14 protein-coding genes are annotated in these 15,066 nt (G+C 35.8%); 5 read left to right on the top strand and 9 right to left on the bottom strand.

What is annotated here, in order from left to right; translation table 11 throughout:
* Positions 1 to 7: 7 nt before the first annotated feature.
* Positions 8 to 1,468 (bottom strand): AMP-binding protein, encoded by a 1,461-nt coding sequence (locus LA20249_RS10025; RefSeq protein WP_057737643.1) that lies wholly within the window; start codon positions 1,466 to 1,468, stop codon positions 8 to 10.
* A gap of 113 nt (positions 1,469 to 1,581) precedes the next feature.
* Here LA20249_RS10025 and LA20249_RS10030 point away from each other — a divergent pair, with 113 nt between their 5' ends.
* Positions 1,582 to 1,950 carry a PaaI family thioesterase gene (locus tag LA20249_RS10030; protein WP_057737641.1) on the top strand — a complete coding sequence of 123 codons (369 nt, stop codon included), beginning with the start codon at positions 1,582 to 1,584 and terminating at the stop codon, positions 1,948 to 1,950.
* Here the strand turns inward: LA20249_RS10030 and LA20249_RS10035 are convergent.
* Positions 1,947 to 2,468, bottom strand: a complete 522-nt coding sequence (locus LA20249_RS10035; RefSeq protein WP_057737639.1) for a DUF308 domain-containing protein — start codon at positions 2,466 to 2,468, stop codon at positions 1,947 to 1,949. The two genes, LA20249_RS10030 and LA20249_RS10035, sit on opposite strands and share 4 nt — an antisense overlap.
* A 194-nt stretch (positions 2,469 to 2,662) precedes the next feature.
* Here LA20249_RS10035 and LA20249_RS10040 point away from each other — a divergent pair, with 194 nt between their 5' ends.
* The 3 genes from LA20249_RS10040 (at position 2,663) to LA20249_RS10050 (ending at position 6,496) form a co-directional block, all read left to right on the top strand.
* On the top strand, positions 2,663 to 4,387 hold the full coding sequence (locus tag LA20249_RS10040; protein WP_057737637.1) for a pyruvate oxidase: 1,725 nt from the start codon (positions 2,663 to 2,665) through the stop codon (positions 4,385 to 4,387).
* A 316-nt stretch (positions 4,388 to 4,703) separates the two neighbouring features.
* Entirely contained in the window at positions 4,704 to 6,149 is a 1,446-nt protein-coding gene (locus tag LA20249_RS10045; protein WP_057737635.1) for an APC family permease, read from the top strand.
* Positions 6,150 to 6,247: 98 nt separating this feature from the next.
* On the top strand, positions 6,248 to 6,496 hold the full coding sequence (locus LA20249_RS10050) for a P8 family protein (protein ID WP_101836900.1): 249 nt from the start codon (positions 6,248 to 6,250) through the stop codon (positions 6,494 to 6,496).
* A 129-nt stretch (positions 6,497 to 6,625) separates the two neighbouring features.
* On the opposite strand, the gene LA20249_RS10055 is transcribed toward LA20249_RS10050, so the two are convergent.
* From LA20249_RS10055 to LA20249_RS10070, 4 genes are all read right to left on the bottom strand, one after another.
* Entirely contained in the window at positions 6,626 to 8,083 is a 1,458-nt protein-coding gene (locus LA20249_RS10055) for a DUF6056 family protein (protein ID WP_057737632.1), read from the bottom strand.
* Between the two features lie 17 nt (positions 8,084 to 8,100).
* Complete coding sequence (locus tag LA20249_RS10060) at positions 8,101 to 8,418, bottom strand: hypothetical protein (protein WP_057737630.1); 318 nt, start codon at positions 8,416 to 8,418, stop codon at positions 8,101 to 8,103.
* Positions 8,419 to 8,619: 201 nt separating this feature from the next.
* The gene (locus tag LA20249_RS10065) at positions 8,620 to 9,282 is read right to left on the bottom strand and encodes a hypothetical protein (RefSeq protein ID WP_057737628.1); all 663 of its coding nucleotides are present in this window, start codon (positions 9,280 to 9,282) and stop codon (positions 8,620 to 8,622) included.
* A gap of 351 nt (positions 9,283 to 9,633) precedes the next feature.
* Positions 9,634 to 10,929 carry an SLAP domain-containing protein gene (locus LA20249_RS10070; protein ID WP_057737626.1) on the bottom strand — a complete coding sequence of 432 codons (1,296 nt, stop codon included), beginning with the start codon at positions 10,927 to 10,929 and terminating at the stop codon, positions 9,634 to 9,636.
* 456 nt (positions 10,930 to 11,385) lie between these two features.
* Between LA20249_RS10070 and LA20249_RS10075 the strand changes: the two genes are divergently transcribed.
* Positions 11,386 to 11,697 (top strand): helix-turn-helix domain-containing protein, encoded by a 312-nt coding sequence (locus LA20249_RS10075; protein WP_057737624.1) that lies wholly within the window; start codon positions 11,386 to 11,388, stop codon positions 11,695 to 11,697.
* Between the two features lie 60 nt (positions 11,698 to 11,757).
* On the opposite strand, the gene LA20249_RS10080 is transcribed toward LA20249_RS10075, so the two are convergent.
* The 3 genes from LA20249_RS10080 to LA20249_RS10090 form a co-directional block, all read right to left on the bottom strand.
* Entirely contained in the window at positions 11,758 to 12,423 is a 666-nt protein-coding gene (locus tag LA20249_RS10080) for a hypothetical protein (protein ID WP_057737622.1), read from the bottom strand.
* A 582-nt stretch (positions 12,424 to 13,005) separates the two neighbouring features.
* Positions 13,006 to 13,890, bottom strand: coding sequence for an SLAP domain-containing protein (locus LA20249_RS10085; RefSeq protein ID WP_057737620.1), 885 nt, complete (start codon positions 13,888 to 13,890; stop codon positions 13,006 to 13,008).
* Positions 13,891 to 14,102: 212 nt separating this feature from the next.
* Positions 14,103 to 15,026 carry a hypothetical protein gene (locus LA20249_RS10090; RefSeq protein WP_057737618.1) on the bottom strand — a complete coding sequence of 308 codons (924 nt, stop codon included), beginning with the start codon at positions 15,024 to 15,026 and terminating at the stop codon, positions 14,103 to 14,105.
* Positions 15,027 to 15,066: the final 40 nt, after the last annotated feature.

The following is a 15,066-nucleotide window of genomic DNA, read 5'->3' on the forward strand; positions in this document are numbered from 1 at the left end:
TTAACATTTAAATAATTTTATAATTCAACTGTAAAAGCTTAGTATGAAGAATTTTGCCACTGGTTGTCTTAGGCATTTTGTCGATCAGTCGAAATTCTACTGGAATCTGATAGTCTATCAAATTGTGACGACCAAATTCTTTGAGAGTAGCACTAGATAAGTAAGCATTTTTTTGTAACTCTAAATAGGCGACAGGTACTTGATCATCGCCACCGTTTGGGGAACCGACAATACAAATATCGTTAATTCCATTGATACTGCGATAAGTGTTTTCCACTTCTTTGGGATAAATAATTTTATTGCCACGATAAATCAATTCTTCTTTACGACCCTTGAGATAAAGAAAATTGTCCTCATCCAAATAACCCATATCACCAGTTTTGAAGAAACCATCTTTAGTAAATCGAGAACGGTATAATTGTTGTTTATTCAAGTAACCGATAGCAATTGTAGGTGATTTCACTTCAATAGAGCCAATATTATCTTGATTGATTTCAGCAATCCTGATTTGTTCGGTGAAGAATGGTTGACCACAGGAACCAGCTTTATTTTCGGCGTCGTTAAAACTTAAAGCAGCAATATTGGAAGTGGTTTCGGTCATACCATAGGATTGCAAGACCGGTATTCCTAACATATTGCAACGTAACAGTGTCCAGTTGTCGACTAGACCATAACCTAAAAAGACGCATCTAAATTTAGAATTATAGTTTTGTCCCTGAGGCAGCGCATTGAGTAGTTCGCGTAACATTGAAGGTGTTAACGAAATAATCGTAGCACGTTCGTTGATCAAAGCCTTGTTCAACTGTTCGACATTGAAACCATCAATAAGATAGACGGCAATGCCGTAGATTAGAGAGCGCATGATAATAGAGAATCCGGGTGTATTAAAAATAGGAACGGTCAAGATCCAGATATCTTCCTGATTGACTCCTAGATTCAAAGAGGTTCCCATAGCTGAGAAAAAATAATTGCCATAAGTCAGCATAACGCCAATATCATTGTTATCATTATGATTAGGGGTGTAAAGAATTGAGGCCACCTGATTGTTATCAAATTCCGTGATTGGATGATAGTCTGAACTTTTGTTGAGACTTAAAATATCGGAAATCATGGTTTGATTCCAAGCAACTTTTTTTATTTCGGCAGTTGGGGCAGAATCGCTGATAAGAATCGTCTTAGGCTTGCAGTCATTTATTTGATAATCTAAGGAATCAAAGGATAGTTCAGTATCGAGCATGATTATCCGAGCTCCTAGCTGTTGAAGTGCTAGAATGGCAACGTAGCCATTAAAACAATTATCGGAAAATAAGGCGATGGGATCATTTTTACGAATGCCGCTAGTGAACAATTTGCTGGCAAATAGTTGGACGCATGAATTGAGTTCTTGAAAGGTAAAATCGGCATGCTCTAAGATTAAAGCCACTTTGTTAGGATCTAATTTTGCACGTTTGATTAACCAATTTTCCAAAATATGGCCTCTTTTCCTTTAGTAATTTGATATTATTAAAATTGCTATGACTTGATTGTAGAACACTTGCATAATAAAATTCTAAGTAATTATGAAAAAAATTGAGGTACAAAATGAGTTTGCTAAAAGATATGGGTATCGAAGTAGTTGAACAGGGAAAACATAAAGTGGTTTTACAGATGGAAATCAGTGAAGATCATTTAGAGATGGAATCAAAAAAAGCCGGTAGTATTGCCGCAATGTTATCAGAAACAGCCGCCAGTATTGGAGGTAACTTAAATATTGAGGGCGATGGGACTGCAGCCATTTTGAGTGTGTCCTTGCATAACTTAAATTCGTTGAAATTAGGTCGAATTGTTGTCGAAGCCATCTCAATTAGAAATGGTAGCAATATTCAAACTTGGCAAGCCACTATCCATTATGATAACAGTGCGATCACTAACAGCTTAAGTACAATAACGTTAAAAAAAATCCAGATCTAATGACGATAGATTCTGGAATTTATGATTTCAAAGAAAGCTAGTGCAATTAAGCTTAATCCGAATAATTGATAAATAAAAATAATTGTTTTAGAAGGGTTCAAAATAAATACAATTCCTGCCAGCATTAACAAAGCTGAATAGAGATAATCTAGGTAGGGTTTTATTTGAACTCTTTTTGTCATCTCATGGGAATCCCGAAACTGGTTGATGCCGTTAACCAATAAAATAATACCTAAGACAGGTGGAACCAAACTTACAAAGAATTTTGCGAATAGAAGCACTCCTAAGGCTAAAAAGAGTGCACCAATTCCTAAACCGATAGCGATATTATTTTCGCCAGTACTTTTACGAATACTCAAACCATCAATTATGGATAGAATCCCATAAATAGCGATATAACTTGAAACAATATAAATAATAATATTGAAACTTTTTATAGGAGCAATGACGATTAGTATTCCTGCCGCTAATAAAAAGAAAAAGCGTAACCAGCGATAAAGCTGGAACTGTTTGACCATATTTATAAATCCCCCTGCAAACATCTAAGTACATAATAACAGAAAATCACGAAAATAGAATTAGTCATAATATATTATTCACAAACTTGTTTATCGAAATATAAGCGAGCCGATATGGCAACTGTGAGCAAATCACTTTTATTGTGAAAACGATGTGGTACGGTATAAGTAAATAGATACAAGGGGGAACCATCATGAGTGTTCGTGCATCTGATAAAATGATTGAAGTATTAGAAAAATGGGGCGTCAATAATATTTATGGACTGCCCGGGGATTCCGTTGATACGACAATCGATGCTCTTTACCGTGCTCAAGATAAAATAAAATTTACACATGTCTTGCATGAAGAGGTAGCCGCTTTAGCAGCTTCAGCTCATGCTAAATTAACTGGGAAATTAGGCGTTTGTTTGTCGATTGGTGGTCCTGGCGCAATTCATCTACTTAATGGATTGTACGATGCCAAAATGGATCACGCACCAGTTTTGGCAATTTTAGGACAAGTCCAATCCAAACTTTTGAATACTGATTTCTTCCAAGAAGTTGACACGCATGTGTTGTTCGATGATGTTGCCGTCTACAATAAAATCATTATGGACCCACAATCTTTGCCAAGAATCGCTGATGAAGCTATCAGAACCGCTATTGCCAAGAAAGGTGTAGCTGTTTTAACGATTCCTGATGATATACCAGCCCATATGATCAAAGATAATTTCACACCGAGCGTTGATAAATTTAAGTTAGATGATTACAAGGTTGACGATGACAAAATCAAAGCGGCTTTGGAAATGATGAAGATTCACTCCAACCCAATTGTTTTGGCTGGCGTCGGAATCAAAAATGCTAAAGCTGAAACAAAAGAATTCATTGAAAAATACAAGTTGCCGATTATTTTAACCATGCCAGCTAAGGGCTTGGTTGATGATGATCATCCATATAATTTGGGACAATTAGGTAAATTAGGAACTAAACCCGCTTTTGAAATGATGCAAAAAGCTGATTTGGTAATAATGCTTGGAACTGATTATCCTTACGCACCATATCTGAATAAAAAAGTTGACGCCATTCAAGTAGATATCAACGCCGATAGAATAGGCAAGCGTCGCCATATTAATTTAGCTATTCAAGGCGATACTAAAGAGGTTTTGAGTCGCTTGAATGCCTTGGGAGAACCCGTCAAAGAACGTCATTTCTTAGATTTAGCCGTTTCTAAGATGGGACAATGGCGTAGTTGGATGCATGATGTTTATACCAAAAAACACGAGGGCGTCTTGCCTTCATTGATGTTCCATAACATTAGTAAGAGTGCTCCAAGTGATACTGTTTGGTCAATTGATGTTGGAACTTCAACAGCCTTTGGTGCTAGATTTTTGACTGCTAAATCATCCCAGATGTATACAATTTCAGCTTGGCTAGGAACAATGGGTTGTGCTTTGCCAGGAGCAATTGCCGCAAAAATGGATATGCCCGATCGGCCAGTGTATGCTATTGCTGGAGATGGTGCTTTTTCCATGGTTATGCAGGATTTTGCCACAGCGGTAAGATACAATCTTCCAATGTTGTTTGTAGTTTTGAATAATAAACTATTAGCCTTTATTGAGTACGAACAACAGTCAGCAGGTCAACAAAATTATGGTATCAGTTTACCAAGTATTGATTTCGCTAAATTTGCTGAAGCTTGTGGTGGTATTGGCGAGAGAATAACCACTGATAAGGAATTCAGTGAAGCAATTGAGAAGTATCGTAATCCTGAAAAACCAGTTTTGTTGGATGTAGCCGTTAACGATGAAGCCCCACTTCCAGGAAAGATTATGATGGACGAAGCTCATGGCTATGCTAAATTTGGCTTAGGTCACGTTATTGACAAGAAGAGTCTTCCAGAATTACCACCAATGAAAGAGATCTTACGTTCATTCTTATAAAAGTTAAATGTGAAAATACCTGTGTTAGTTGATAAATTTCAATTAATACGGGTATTTTATTATCTTCAAGGTGAATCATAAAGTTTTATCTTAAACAAATTTTAATAATTGGATTGATTCAATAAAATGGTTAATCACGCGATAATATCGGGATTGCTTATGCTTATACCAGTTTTAAAAATTATAAAAATCTTGCAAGTAAATTAAAAAACTATTAAAATAGTTAATATTTCAATTTCGAAATAGAGTTGTAATTAATTAGAGTATCAATCCCGACAGAAATATTGATATTTTCTAATTATTGAGGAGTATGTGTATGAGTAACTTTTTTAAGCGATTGACTTTAAAGGAAGATCCAAGTATTTATGAGGATAAAGACTCACATTTAGCTAGAGTCTTAACAGTAAAAGACTTTTTAGCCCTGGGTGTTGGGACAATTGTCTCGACTTCAATTTTTACTTTGCCAGGGGTAGTTGCGGCACAACACACTGGTCCATCAGTGGTGTTCTCGTTTATTATTGCTGCAATCGTAGCCGGCTTAGTGGCATTCGCCTATGCGGAAATGGCGGCAGCAATGCCTTTTGCAGGTTCAGCGTATTCGTGGATCAATGTGATGTTTGGTGAGTTCTTCGGCTGGGTAGCTGGTTGGGCCTTGTTGGCCGAATACTTTATTGCCTTGGCGTTTGTCGGTTCAGGATTATCGGCTAATTTTCGAGGCTTAATGGCACCTTTAGGGGTTCATTTTCCCAATGCTATTGCTAATACTTTGGGAAGTAATGGTGGAGTTTTAGATCTAGTAGCTGTAGTTGTGATTGCAGCGGTAGCTTGGTTGCTTTCTCACGGTGTCAGTGGTGCTGCTAAGGTAGAAAATGTTTTAGTTGTCTTAAAAGTTTTGGCAATTTTAGCTTTTATTGTAGTTGGCTTGACAGCTATTCACGTAAAGAATTATTTCCCATTTGTTCCTAAATATCATCTTAATAGTGATGGAACAGCCTTTGGTGGTTGGCAAGGGATTTATGCTGGTGTTTCAATGATCTTTTTGTCATATATTGGTTTTGATTCAATTGCAGCCAATTCAGCTGAAGCTAAGAATCCCGGTAAAACAATGCCACGGGGAATCCTAGGTTCACTGTTGATTGCTGTGACTTTGTTTATTGCCGTAGCTTTAGTTTTAGTAGGAATGTTTAATTATTCTTCCTATACGAATAATGCGGAACCAGTTGGCTGGGCACTTCGTCAAGCAGGACATCCAGTTGTTGCAAGTGTGATTCAGGCAATTGCGGTTATCGGGATGTTCACAGCTTTGATTGGAATGATGTTGGCAGGTTCTAGATTGATTTATTCATTTGGACGTGACGGAATGCTGCCTAAGTGGCTCGGTAAATTAAATGATAAGAATTTGCCTAATAATGCACTTTTAGTTCTTTCCATCGTGGGAATCATTTTAGGAGCAGTTTGTCCCTTTTCCTTTTTAGCTCAATTGATTTCAGCAGGAACCTTGATTGCCTTTATGTTTGTTTCTTTAGGAATTTATCCGTTAAGAAAACGTGAAGGAAAGGACATCCAAGATCCTGATTTCAAGGTGCCATTTTATCCAGTTTTACCAGCGTTAGGATTTTTAGGATCATTGGTAGTTTTCTGGGGCTTGGATATTCAAGCTAAACTGTATGCTGGCGGTTGGTTCGCCATTGGATTAATCATTTATTTTGCTTATGGAATTAGACATTCAACCCTCGGAAAGAAGTCCAAAAAGAAAAAATAATGCCAATTGCAACAATAATAAAAAATAATGATCATTTATTGTGTCACTTTTCCAGAATAGAACTATAATGAACTCGTAACTAAGGAGGTTGTTGAATTATGGCAGAAGTAGATCCATCAAAGATGGCTGATGCAGCCATTGCAAAAGAACCAGAAGTATTAAACCTAAAGATGAGCGAGGCTTTCGACTGGAGTGACGATAAGACAGTTGTCCGTGATGCTATTTGGGATTATTTCATGGAAAACAACAATCACGACACAGTTAAAACCGAAGAAGCTGAAAAGCCATTCTTGGACATGAAGGATGCCGACGTTCGTGACTGGGCCGAAAAGAACCTTAAGAAGTAGAACTGATCTTTAAATTTAACTTGTTTCAACATTCCTTTAGAGTACGAGAAGCGTTCTCTAAAGGATTTTTTTGTGCAAAAAAAGGGTGAATCTAGAAGACAATTGTCTTTTAGATTCACCCTTTGAAAATTATTTAAGAATACGTTGATACCCGAAGACATGATCCTTCCAGTAAGGAGCGTTTTGTTGATTCATTAGGTCATTGAACCAGACCAATTTAACAAATGGCACATGCTGAGTTAATTCCACTTTACCATTGTAATAGTCAGGATTGCTGACACGCTCTAGGTTTGCATGATAGTTGGTATACATCATTGATAGATAGATGGTCCCACAAACAATGATAGTTATCAGCATAACAATATCTATTACTGGTTTAGGAATCATCAATTTATCTAAGGCTGTTAGAACAAATCTCATACTAATGAGATACATAAGGACATACGATAAGAAATAACCACGACTATTTACTGGTGAGGAGACGAATAATAATTGTCCGGCAATTACACCACTCAATAAGTAGTAGAGCCAGAGTTTATAATCCTGCTTGAAGAAGATGAAGATACAGTAACCGATAAAGATTATAAATCCGATACTGACTAAACTTTCGGGTACGGCAATATTTGCAGCAACCGTTTTATATCCGTACATTGGGTTCAAATGAAAATTTTTATGGAAGAAATTAGTTATTAAAATGTAGTAGATTAAAAAGATTATTGAAAGGATAGAAATTATTAGTTTATTTTCCATTCTAACGTTACTTCTTAAAGCCAGTACAAAGATAGCTAATAGGATTGCGACTATCAAAATTAGGTTAAACGTAATCAGCCAGAAATGAGTAACCTTGGAATACGTGTCCCAAATTGTATTTAAATCGTATGAAGTATGACGATACGTGCTAATATCACGATAGCCTTTGTGGATGAACATAGTAAACGCTGAGACAATACTTCCAACTAAATAGGCTATGTGATAGCCCTTTAAATCTTTTTTGAAGTAGAAATAAATAATGACTGCTAAACCAAGAAATACTTGGGAAATGGTCCAAACTTCACTAAACCAGCCAGCAGCTAGAGCTAAAATGAATACTGGTATTATCATAAATTTGTTTAGTTTCTTTGAAGTTCCATGATCAACGATAACGATGTAAATCAAGCTGAGAACGATTGGCGGAACGTAATTTACAAAGCCTGCATTCCAAGTTAAGACGTTATTGATAAAAGCATCTTGTAAGGTAAAGATAAACAAAAAGGATAAAAGCAAACTAGAAATAGTTTTGCGAGATAGGTACCAAAGACACCATAGTAACAACGTCCAAAAAACTGTGTAGACAATCATTGCCACCGATAATTTGTGCATCGTTATTATTTCAAGAAGATTGCCTAGGTAACGTCCGTTACTGCTACCTCCGTAAATATTTTGTGGTCCGTAAAAGAAATGATGCAGTAAGTAATTACCATTTTCTCCGTACCAGAAATAATCATCTCCTGAAGGAATCATTAGAAAACGAAAACAGGCAAAGTATACAAATGAAGCTAGGAACATTAGCTTTATAAAAATATTTCTCATTATTTTAGGATTAAGCATTTTTATTTCCAATCATTTTAGTTGTCCATCAGGAATTTAGAAAAATCGGAATAATATTTCTTGATGGTAAATTTTTGATATTCTTTTAAGTCTCGGTATTTGAGCTTCAATACCATTGAATTAGTAATAATGTATTTATCTGAAAGAATGTGTGGTTTGATGCGATAGATTAGAGCATACTCGTGATTTCCCTTCATTCGGTAGACATCAATGGAAACAGTTTGATAGTTACCCCAATCAAAAGGGCCATCGCGCTTATCTACGGCACTTTGAGCCATCTTAATGAATTGCTTTTTTTGGTACTTATTAAGCCGATGTGTGTCATTGTTTTCCAAGGTTATCTGATTACCTGAAAAGTAAAAAAGTGGTGCAGAATAGTAACTACGATGTACTTGCGGAACAATAAAAGCCGCTAAAAGCAATATAAGGCAGACGAGTAGAATCAGCTTATCAAAAAACTGATTTTTTTTGACTTAACTATGTTTTTTCCCCTCCCTATATAGAGTTTAGTACATTAAATGTACAAATGACTGAGCTTACTTTAGAAATCGTTCTTCAATTTGATTTTCCTCAGACAATAAATTTTTTATTCTGAGACGTGTTTCTACTAGTTCGTCATTTAATTTATCGCGGTAGTACTGTTGGACTAATTGTTTCATAGAATCTATTTGATAATTTGTACCATCCCAATTGAGTGAACCGTCTTTTATGAATTTTTTGGCCACTTCATCAAAATCCTTTTGAGGCCATTTAGTATTTTTAGAATAAGTCGAACGATTTTCAAGTTCGTGCAAGACGTCCATGGCTTGACCTTCAAAAGATAAAACTTGTTCAACGTAGATTTTTTGAAAGTAGGGATTAGTAATTCGATCTATTTCTTCAAGATTAGTTTCATAATCTACCCCCTTAGAAGTGAAGATTTGAAATAGTCCTGGATAGGTTTCCTTGAAAATACGATCCTCAACACTGGTCTCATCGTCTCTTAAAACATGATCTTTTAATTTAGTGATATGGCGGACAATAACATCATCAGGATGGAAGTTCCCATTGGTTACACCAATCAATTTGTTAAAAGTAACATTTGATTTGTAACCATAATTATTGATGACCTTAAGAACTTTATTTTCCAGTACATCTTTAAGGTCGCCATAGTAGAGATAGTTGTCACTAGTATTCAGTACAGTTGAAATACGATCCATAGTTGCCTTTTTAGGTAAGCCACGGCCTTTTTCCCACTCATTGATAGTCTGACACCAATAATGTCAGCTAATTCCTGCATACTTAGACGTTTGCTCTTGCGCAATTTCATTAAGCGGATGCCAAAATCGGTTTTCGAAATGTTCATTTGAATTATACATCACCCATCATTTTGATTTTGGTTATAATTGAGGTACAACTAATGTACAAAAAGCTAATAAAGTGTTATATAATATAATATACAATTAGTTGGGTATTCAATATGTCAATTTTAGTTGGTTTGATTAAGAAAAAACATTTCATAGTCAGATAGGACCATGAAATGTTTCTTCCGTTACTTATTTTAATAAGGACTAATTGATATTAGTTGCAAAATTTGGTTCGTAAGTTGCGGAATAGGCGAATCCATTATATGAATTGTTACTATCTGAGTAATCGACGAATGTTCCTCGTTCTAGTCGAATCCATTCATTAGATGAAACTCGAACGAAGAATTGACCGTTAATGTTTTGAACGGATCTATCAACTTTCCAAGAGGATCCTTTAGTTAATGTTCTTGTCATGGAATTGGATGAAGTGTCATATAGTTGGACATCTTTATTCAATGTGACATTGGCTGGACCATTGAAAAATATATCTGTGCTACCATAGTAGCCACCGTCTGTAACCCACTCGTTAGTAGCAACACGATAGTATACGTAATTGTGCATTGTCTTAGTTCGATCAGCACGCCATGAAGAGCCAGCTGGAAGAATTCTACCAGTGTCATTGCCATTATCGTCTAAGATAGTTGAGGCATTATAAAGTTTTATAACGGTGTTGACTGGATGAGCTGTTCCAGTGGTTCCAGGATTACTTGGCTTATCAACTGCATGAGTTCCGTTGACATGTACACTAGAAACTGGGATGTATTCGTTGGTTCCGACTAAGTAATAGTAAGTATCGCCGATCATAACTGATGGTCCCAACTGCCATGAAGATCCAACAGGAAGTGTTAAGCCAAATGAGCTACCTGCTGAATTAATAACATGAGCAGTGGATATTACGGTACCAACTTTTTTAGTTGTTGAATTTGTTGTACTTTGATTTGTTGTAGCTGAATTAATTGGATTCAGTCTAATTGAATCGGCAGGTACATATTCATATGTGGAAACCTTATAATAAGTATTTCCGTTAATGAAGTACAGGTTGTTTAGTTTCCAAGAAGAGCCGGCAGAAAGAATTCTTCCACTTGGTTCGCCGTATTGATTAATTACCTTTACAGCATATTTAAGAGTACCAGTTTGTGAAGCTGCAGTGTCTTTGATAAGAAATGGAAGAGCTTTTGGAACGCCATCGGTAACGGTGATGTTTTGCAAACTTACGTACTCATTTGAACCGATTTCGTAATACTTTTGATTGTTGATCGTGATTTCTTTGCCTAGTTTCCAAGATGATTTTCCTGAAAGAAATAGGCTAGTTTTATTTCCATTACCGTCAAAGGCATAAGTGCCACCGTAATCAACTGTACCAACAGGGTTGTTGATGGTGTCGCCGCTCATAACAATTGGGTCGGCTTGGACAGTTGTTTGACCGGAAATAGTTCCTAGAACTGTTGGTGCAAGTAATACTGCTAAAGTTGAAGCTAGAGCGATTCTTTTCTTATTCATTTTTAAATCTCCTATGATTTTAATAAATGTATTATTCATCAGTCACTTAGGAATAACTTAAAATTTGATATTTATATAAAAAGGCTACGGATTAACGTAGCCAGGTACGCAATTACCATTAAGTTGATGTCATAATATTAACGTTTAGTTATTTGAGGGAATAACTGACTTAATAAACTACCGCATTTATTAAGAGTTGTATATCAATGACTATTACATAATTCATGGATAAAACCTAAAAATTACATTATCTGATTCCACCCGAAAACAATATTTTAAGAATGTAATTTGGTTTTTGAAATGAGGACAACTATGTATAAAATCAGACTTAAAAAAGTAATCACGTACCTTTTAATATTAATCCTAATATAGAATATTGGCAATATCTTTATGATTATTATCAAGTTTTAGCCATCTAAGAAATTTTAGAATAGTTTAGATTAAGAGGTGATGTCTATGGCTAAACGCTTTGAATTTATTCGTAGTAAACGTAACGATATGGGATTAACCATAGAACAATTGGCGCAAAAAGCACATGTGTCTCCAGATTTGATATCGCGCTTGGAACGAGGGAATAGAAACGATATTTCTCTTTCACGTTTAGAAAGTATTTTAAAAGTATTGGATTTGAAACTAGGCGATATCTTTGATCAAACAGAGCTTGATACATATGGCAATCAGTTCAGAAGGGCTTTTTATTTATTAAGTAGTAAAAAGAAAGAACGATATGCAAAAGTTTTTTTGGAGATCATGGAATTAGAAAATTAATTAAGTTTGTTTTAGAACTTGAAACTGTGTAGATGGGACTAGCCGCGTGCTAGGCCTTTTTTAGTACGATGGATACCATTGAGAATTATCCCCACCATCAGGAGCTGAGACCGTACTATATTTTGCGAGAAGCTTACCATTGACATCATAGAAATCACCATTTGGTTTAACAACCGTGACTATGGGATTGTCTAAATGATCTAAGTAAACGTGGTAGCCATCAGCCTTAGCTTCAACAATAAATGACCCAGGGGCAGCGCCACCGTTAGCATGTGCTACTAAACTTTGTGCTTGTTGAGCGGTTTTAATAATTACTGAATCGTTAGTGTTCGTAGCTTGTTGTTGAGTGTTGTTTGCTGTGTTTTGATTCTGAGCTTGATTAGTACCCTGATTTTGAGATTGACTAGCCGTTTGATTTGATTGACTATCATTGCTGTCGCTTGACTGAGTGGCTTGGTTATCAGTCGAAGTATTAGCTTGTTGAGTCTGTTGAGAATTATCACTTTGAGAGTCAGTAGAGGAAGTTACTTTTTTTGTTGAGTGGTTATTCTTTTTAGAACTCTTTTTCTTGGAGTCGCTTTTTTTAGCTTTTTTGCTCGACTCCGTTTTGACGGCTGTATCCTTAGAACCTTTGGAATCTTGACTACTATTGGAACAGGCACTGAGTGTTAAGACTGATGTTGCCAACAAAATGCTACTCAGCAGTTTAATAGTATTGTGTTTCATTTGTATTAAATCTCCCTAATGTTGAAATTTGTAAAGCAAATATTTAAAAACAGTTTCATGAATCACCACCTTAGCCCACATAACTATATATTTTAAAGCTGACACAGAGCATTAGCAATAAATGAATTAAAATTGCAGAATTTTTGCCGTTATGTAAATCTAATAAAAAGTCCCTTGGCTTTGTTAAGCCTTATTCAGAGACCAGATGGGATTATATTATGTTTTGGGCTGTAAAGATGGATGGAAAAAATTATTTAACATTACTTCTTCTCCTTATATTACAAATATTACATCTCTGTAACATTTCTGTAACATCATTGTATCATTAAAGAAATATTTGGCAATACTATTTTTGAGAAAACGGAATCAAAGATTGAAAAAGCCTTTGATTTCGCTGATTTGGAGACAAAAAAAGACCTCCATTTTTTTGGAGGTCATCTATATCAGGGAGGTAATTATATTAGTTTGTTTATTTATTATGTCTCAATCTGGTAAATCATAATTCTTGTCTACCAATTACAATATTAACCGATAAATGTGAAGAAAATATGAAATATTCAAATATTAATACAATTATCCTCGCTATTGTGTAACGGATGTTGCAAATTCGGGTTCATTTGTCACATTGTTTTCGGCATCATTTTGATTTAAATGAATATTAGAACTTTGTGCCCATTCGTTAGTTGAAACTTGATAGAAGGTATGACCGTATTTATTTTGAACCATTTGACCAATCTTCCAGTTAGTGCCATTTTGCAACTGACGATCTGAGAAAGAATCCATTGAAGTATCATACAAATCGGCAGGACCATCAACGACAGTACCAACTAGTGGCTGTTGTTGAGTTTGCGTATCAGTTGTCGCTGTATTATTCGTTGTAGTTGCAGATGTACTTTGAGTAGCATTTACTGGCTCAGTAACTTGAATATTCAAGTCGTTAGCAGCGACCCACTCGTTAGTAGCAACTTGCAAATAAACGTTGCCATTAATATTAATTGAAGCACCTAATTTCCAAGAAGTACCAGCTGGTAATGTGACACCAGTAATTGCCTGACCTTGACTGTTAACCACAGCAGAAGCCCACTTTGTCGTTCCAATCTTTGTTGCATTGACATCAATTTGGTTGCTTGTATCAGAACTAAGATTAGTTACTTGATGGTTGGCATTGCTGATATCAATACTGTCAGCAGCAATCCATTCATTAGTAGCAACTTGATAATAAGTGATGCCATTAATTTGAGTTGAAGGACCAAGTTTCCAAGAGCTGAAGTTGGGAAGGTAAGTACTTGTAATAGTCTGACCTTGGTTATTCACTAGAATACCGCTGCCACGACGAACAGTACCAACTAACCCGCTTTGTTGTGTAGTTTCTGCCGCACTTACGTCTTGAGGCGACAAATTAGACAGAACAGTTGGGGCAATCAATAGAGCAAGTGCTGAGCCGATTAAAGCTTTATTCCTTTTCATCATTAAACCTCCTCGTCTTACTTTGCGGTTCACATTAAACCTATAACTCAAAGAGATTTTAATCAATAAGTCTTAAGAACAGTTAACAGAAACGTTACAAATTCTTTAGAATTTCAGCAAATAAGTAAGATTATTTTACAAATAAATGAATTTATGAACTAAAAAAACCTTCGCTAACCAAATTTGATTAGTGGAGGTTTTTACTTTTTTAGTTATTGAATTTTACCGTCAGATTGACGAACAGTGGAACGACCATCTTTAGCGGCGTTTTTGATAGCACGAACAATATCATTGTCACTCCAAGCGTCAACGTTCTTGACACCGTCGCTAGTTAATTGTTGTCTAGCTTTAGCAATGTCATCGTCAGTGATCGTCTTGCCATCGACTTCTTTCTTTTCGACGTCGAAGTCACCATTGGCGGCAGGATTATTGCTTTGATCACTTGAAGAAGAGTCAGAATTATTATTACTATCAGTTGTTGCTGAACTGTCACTACTATTGGTATCAGTTGTACTGTTATCAGTACTATTAGACTCATTATTATCAGTAGTAGAAGAACTATCCGTATCACTAGGCAATGAATCTAACAATGATTTAGCTTGAGTATAAAGGTCAGAATAGTATTTTCCCTTAATACCCTTGAAGTTGGTTACCTGTTCTAATAATACCTTGGCTTGACCATTAGCATTATTTTTGCTTAATTGTTTGGCATTTTTAATATCAGCCTTGAAATTACTGCGATTGAGCTGAATATCCTTAATTTGTGCTAAAAGCGTTTTGGCACGTGAGACCATCTTTTTATTACCGTTGTCTTGTTTCTTAACAGTCTTCAAAGCTGATTTAGCAGCATTGAATTCTCGATGGTTCATCAATTTCTTAGCCTTGATTAAGTTTTGAGCCTGAATCTTAGAATCATGAGCTTTGTCAGTCTTTTTAGCTTTGCTTGCAGAAGTGAAGTGATCAACAGCCTTTGAATACTTCTTGTCAGTTACGGCATCATTCCCCTTAGTCATTTCCGTCTTATAAGTAGCATTACTGTTGTCAGTACTTGTAGACTTTGACGAAGAGCTGTTGTTACTGCAGCCAGCTAGCAATAGAGCCACCCCAGTCGTTGCTAGTAATAAAGCTTTTTTCATGTTTAAAATCCTCCATATAAGTGCTGGTAGCATTATAACA

This window comes from Companilactobacillus alimentarius DSM 20249, assembly GCF_002849895.1.
GTDB classification, from domain to species: Bacteria; Bacillota; Bacilli; order Lactobacillales; family Lactobacillaceae; genus Companilactobacillus; species Companilactobacillus alimentarius.

Coding starts and splice junctions, on each gene's coding strand:
- LA20249_RS10065 (WP_057737628.1), bottom strand. CDS start 9,282: ATGGATCGTATTTCAACTGTACTGAATACTAGTGACAACTATCTCTAC.
- LA20249_RS10075 (WP_057737624.1), top strand. CDS start 11,386: ATGGCTAAACGCTTTGAATTTATTCGTAGTAAACGTAACGATATGGGA.
- LA20249_RS10045 (WP_057737635.1), top strand. CDS start 4,704: ATGAGTAACTTTTTTAAGCGATTGACTTTAAAGGAAGATCCAAGTATT.
- LA20249_RS10055 (WP_057737632.1), bottom strand. CDS start 8,083: ATGCTTAATCCTAAAATAATGAGAAATATTTTTATAAAGCTAATGTTC.
- LA20249_RS10040 (WP_057737637.1), top strand. CDS start 2,663: ATGAGTGTTCGTGCATCTGATAAAATGATTGAAGTATTAGAAAAATGG.
- LA20249_RS10085 (WP_057737620.1), bottom strand. CDS start 13,890: ATGAAAAGGAATAAAGCTTTAATCGGCTCAGCACTTGCTCTATTGATT.
- LA20249_RS10050 (WP_101836900.1), top strand. CDS start 6,248: ATGGCAGAAGTAGATCCATCAAAGATGGCTGATGCAGCCATTGCAAAA.
- LA20249_RS10030 (WP_057737641.1), top strand. CDS start 1,582: ATGAGTTTGCTAAAAGATATGGGTATCGAAGTAGTTGAACAGGGAAAA.
- LA20249_RS10080 (WP_057737622.1), bottom strand. CDS start 12,423: ATGAAACACAATACTATTAAACTGCTGAGTAGCATTTTGTTGGCAACA.
- LA20249_RS10090 (WP_057737618.1), bottom strand. CDS start 15,026: ATGAAAAAAGCTTTATTACTAGCAACGACTGGGGTGGCTCTATTGCTA.
- LA20249_RS10070 (WP_057737626.1), bottom strand. CDS start 10,929: ATGAATAAGAAAAGAATCGCTCTAGCTTCAACTTTAGCAGTATTACTT.
- LA20249_RS10035 (WP_057737639.1), bottom strand. CDS start 2,468: ATGGTCAAACAGTTCCAGCTTTATCGCTGGTTACGCTTTTTCTTTTTA.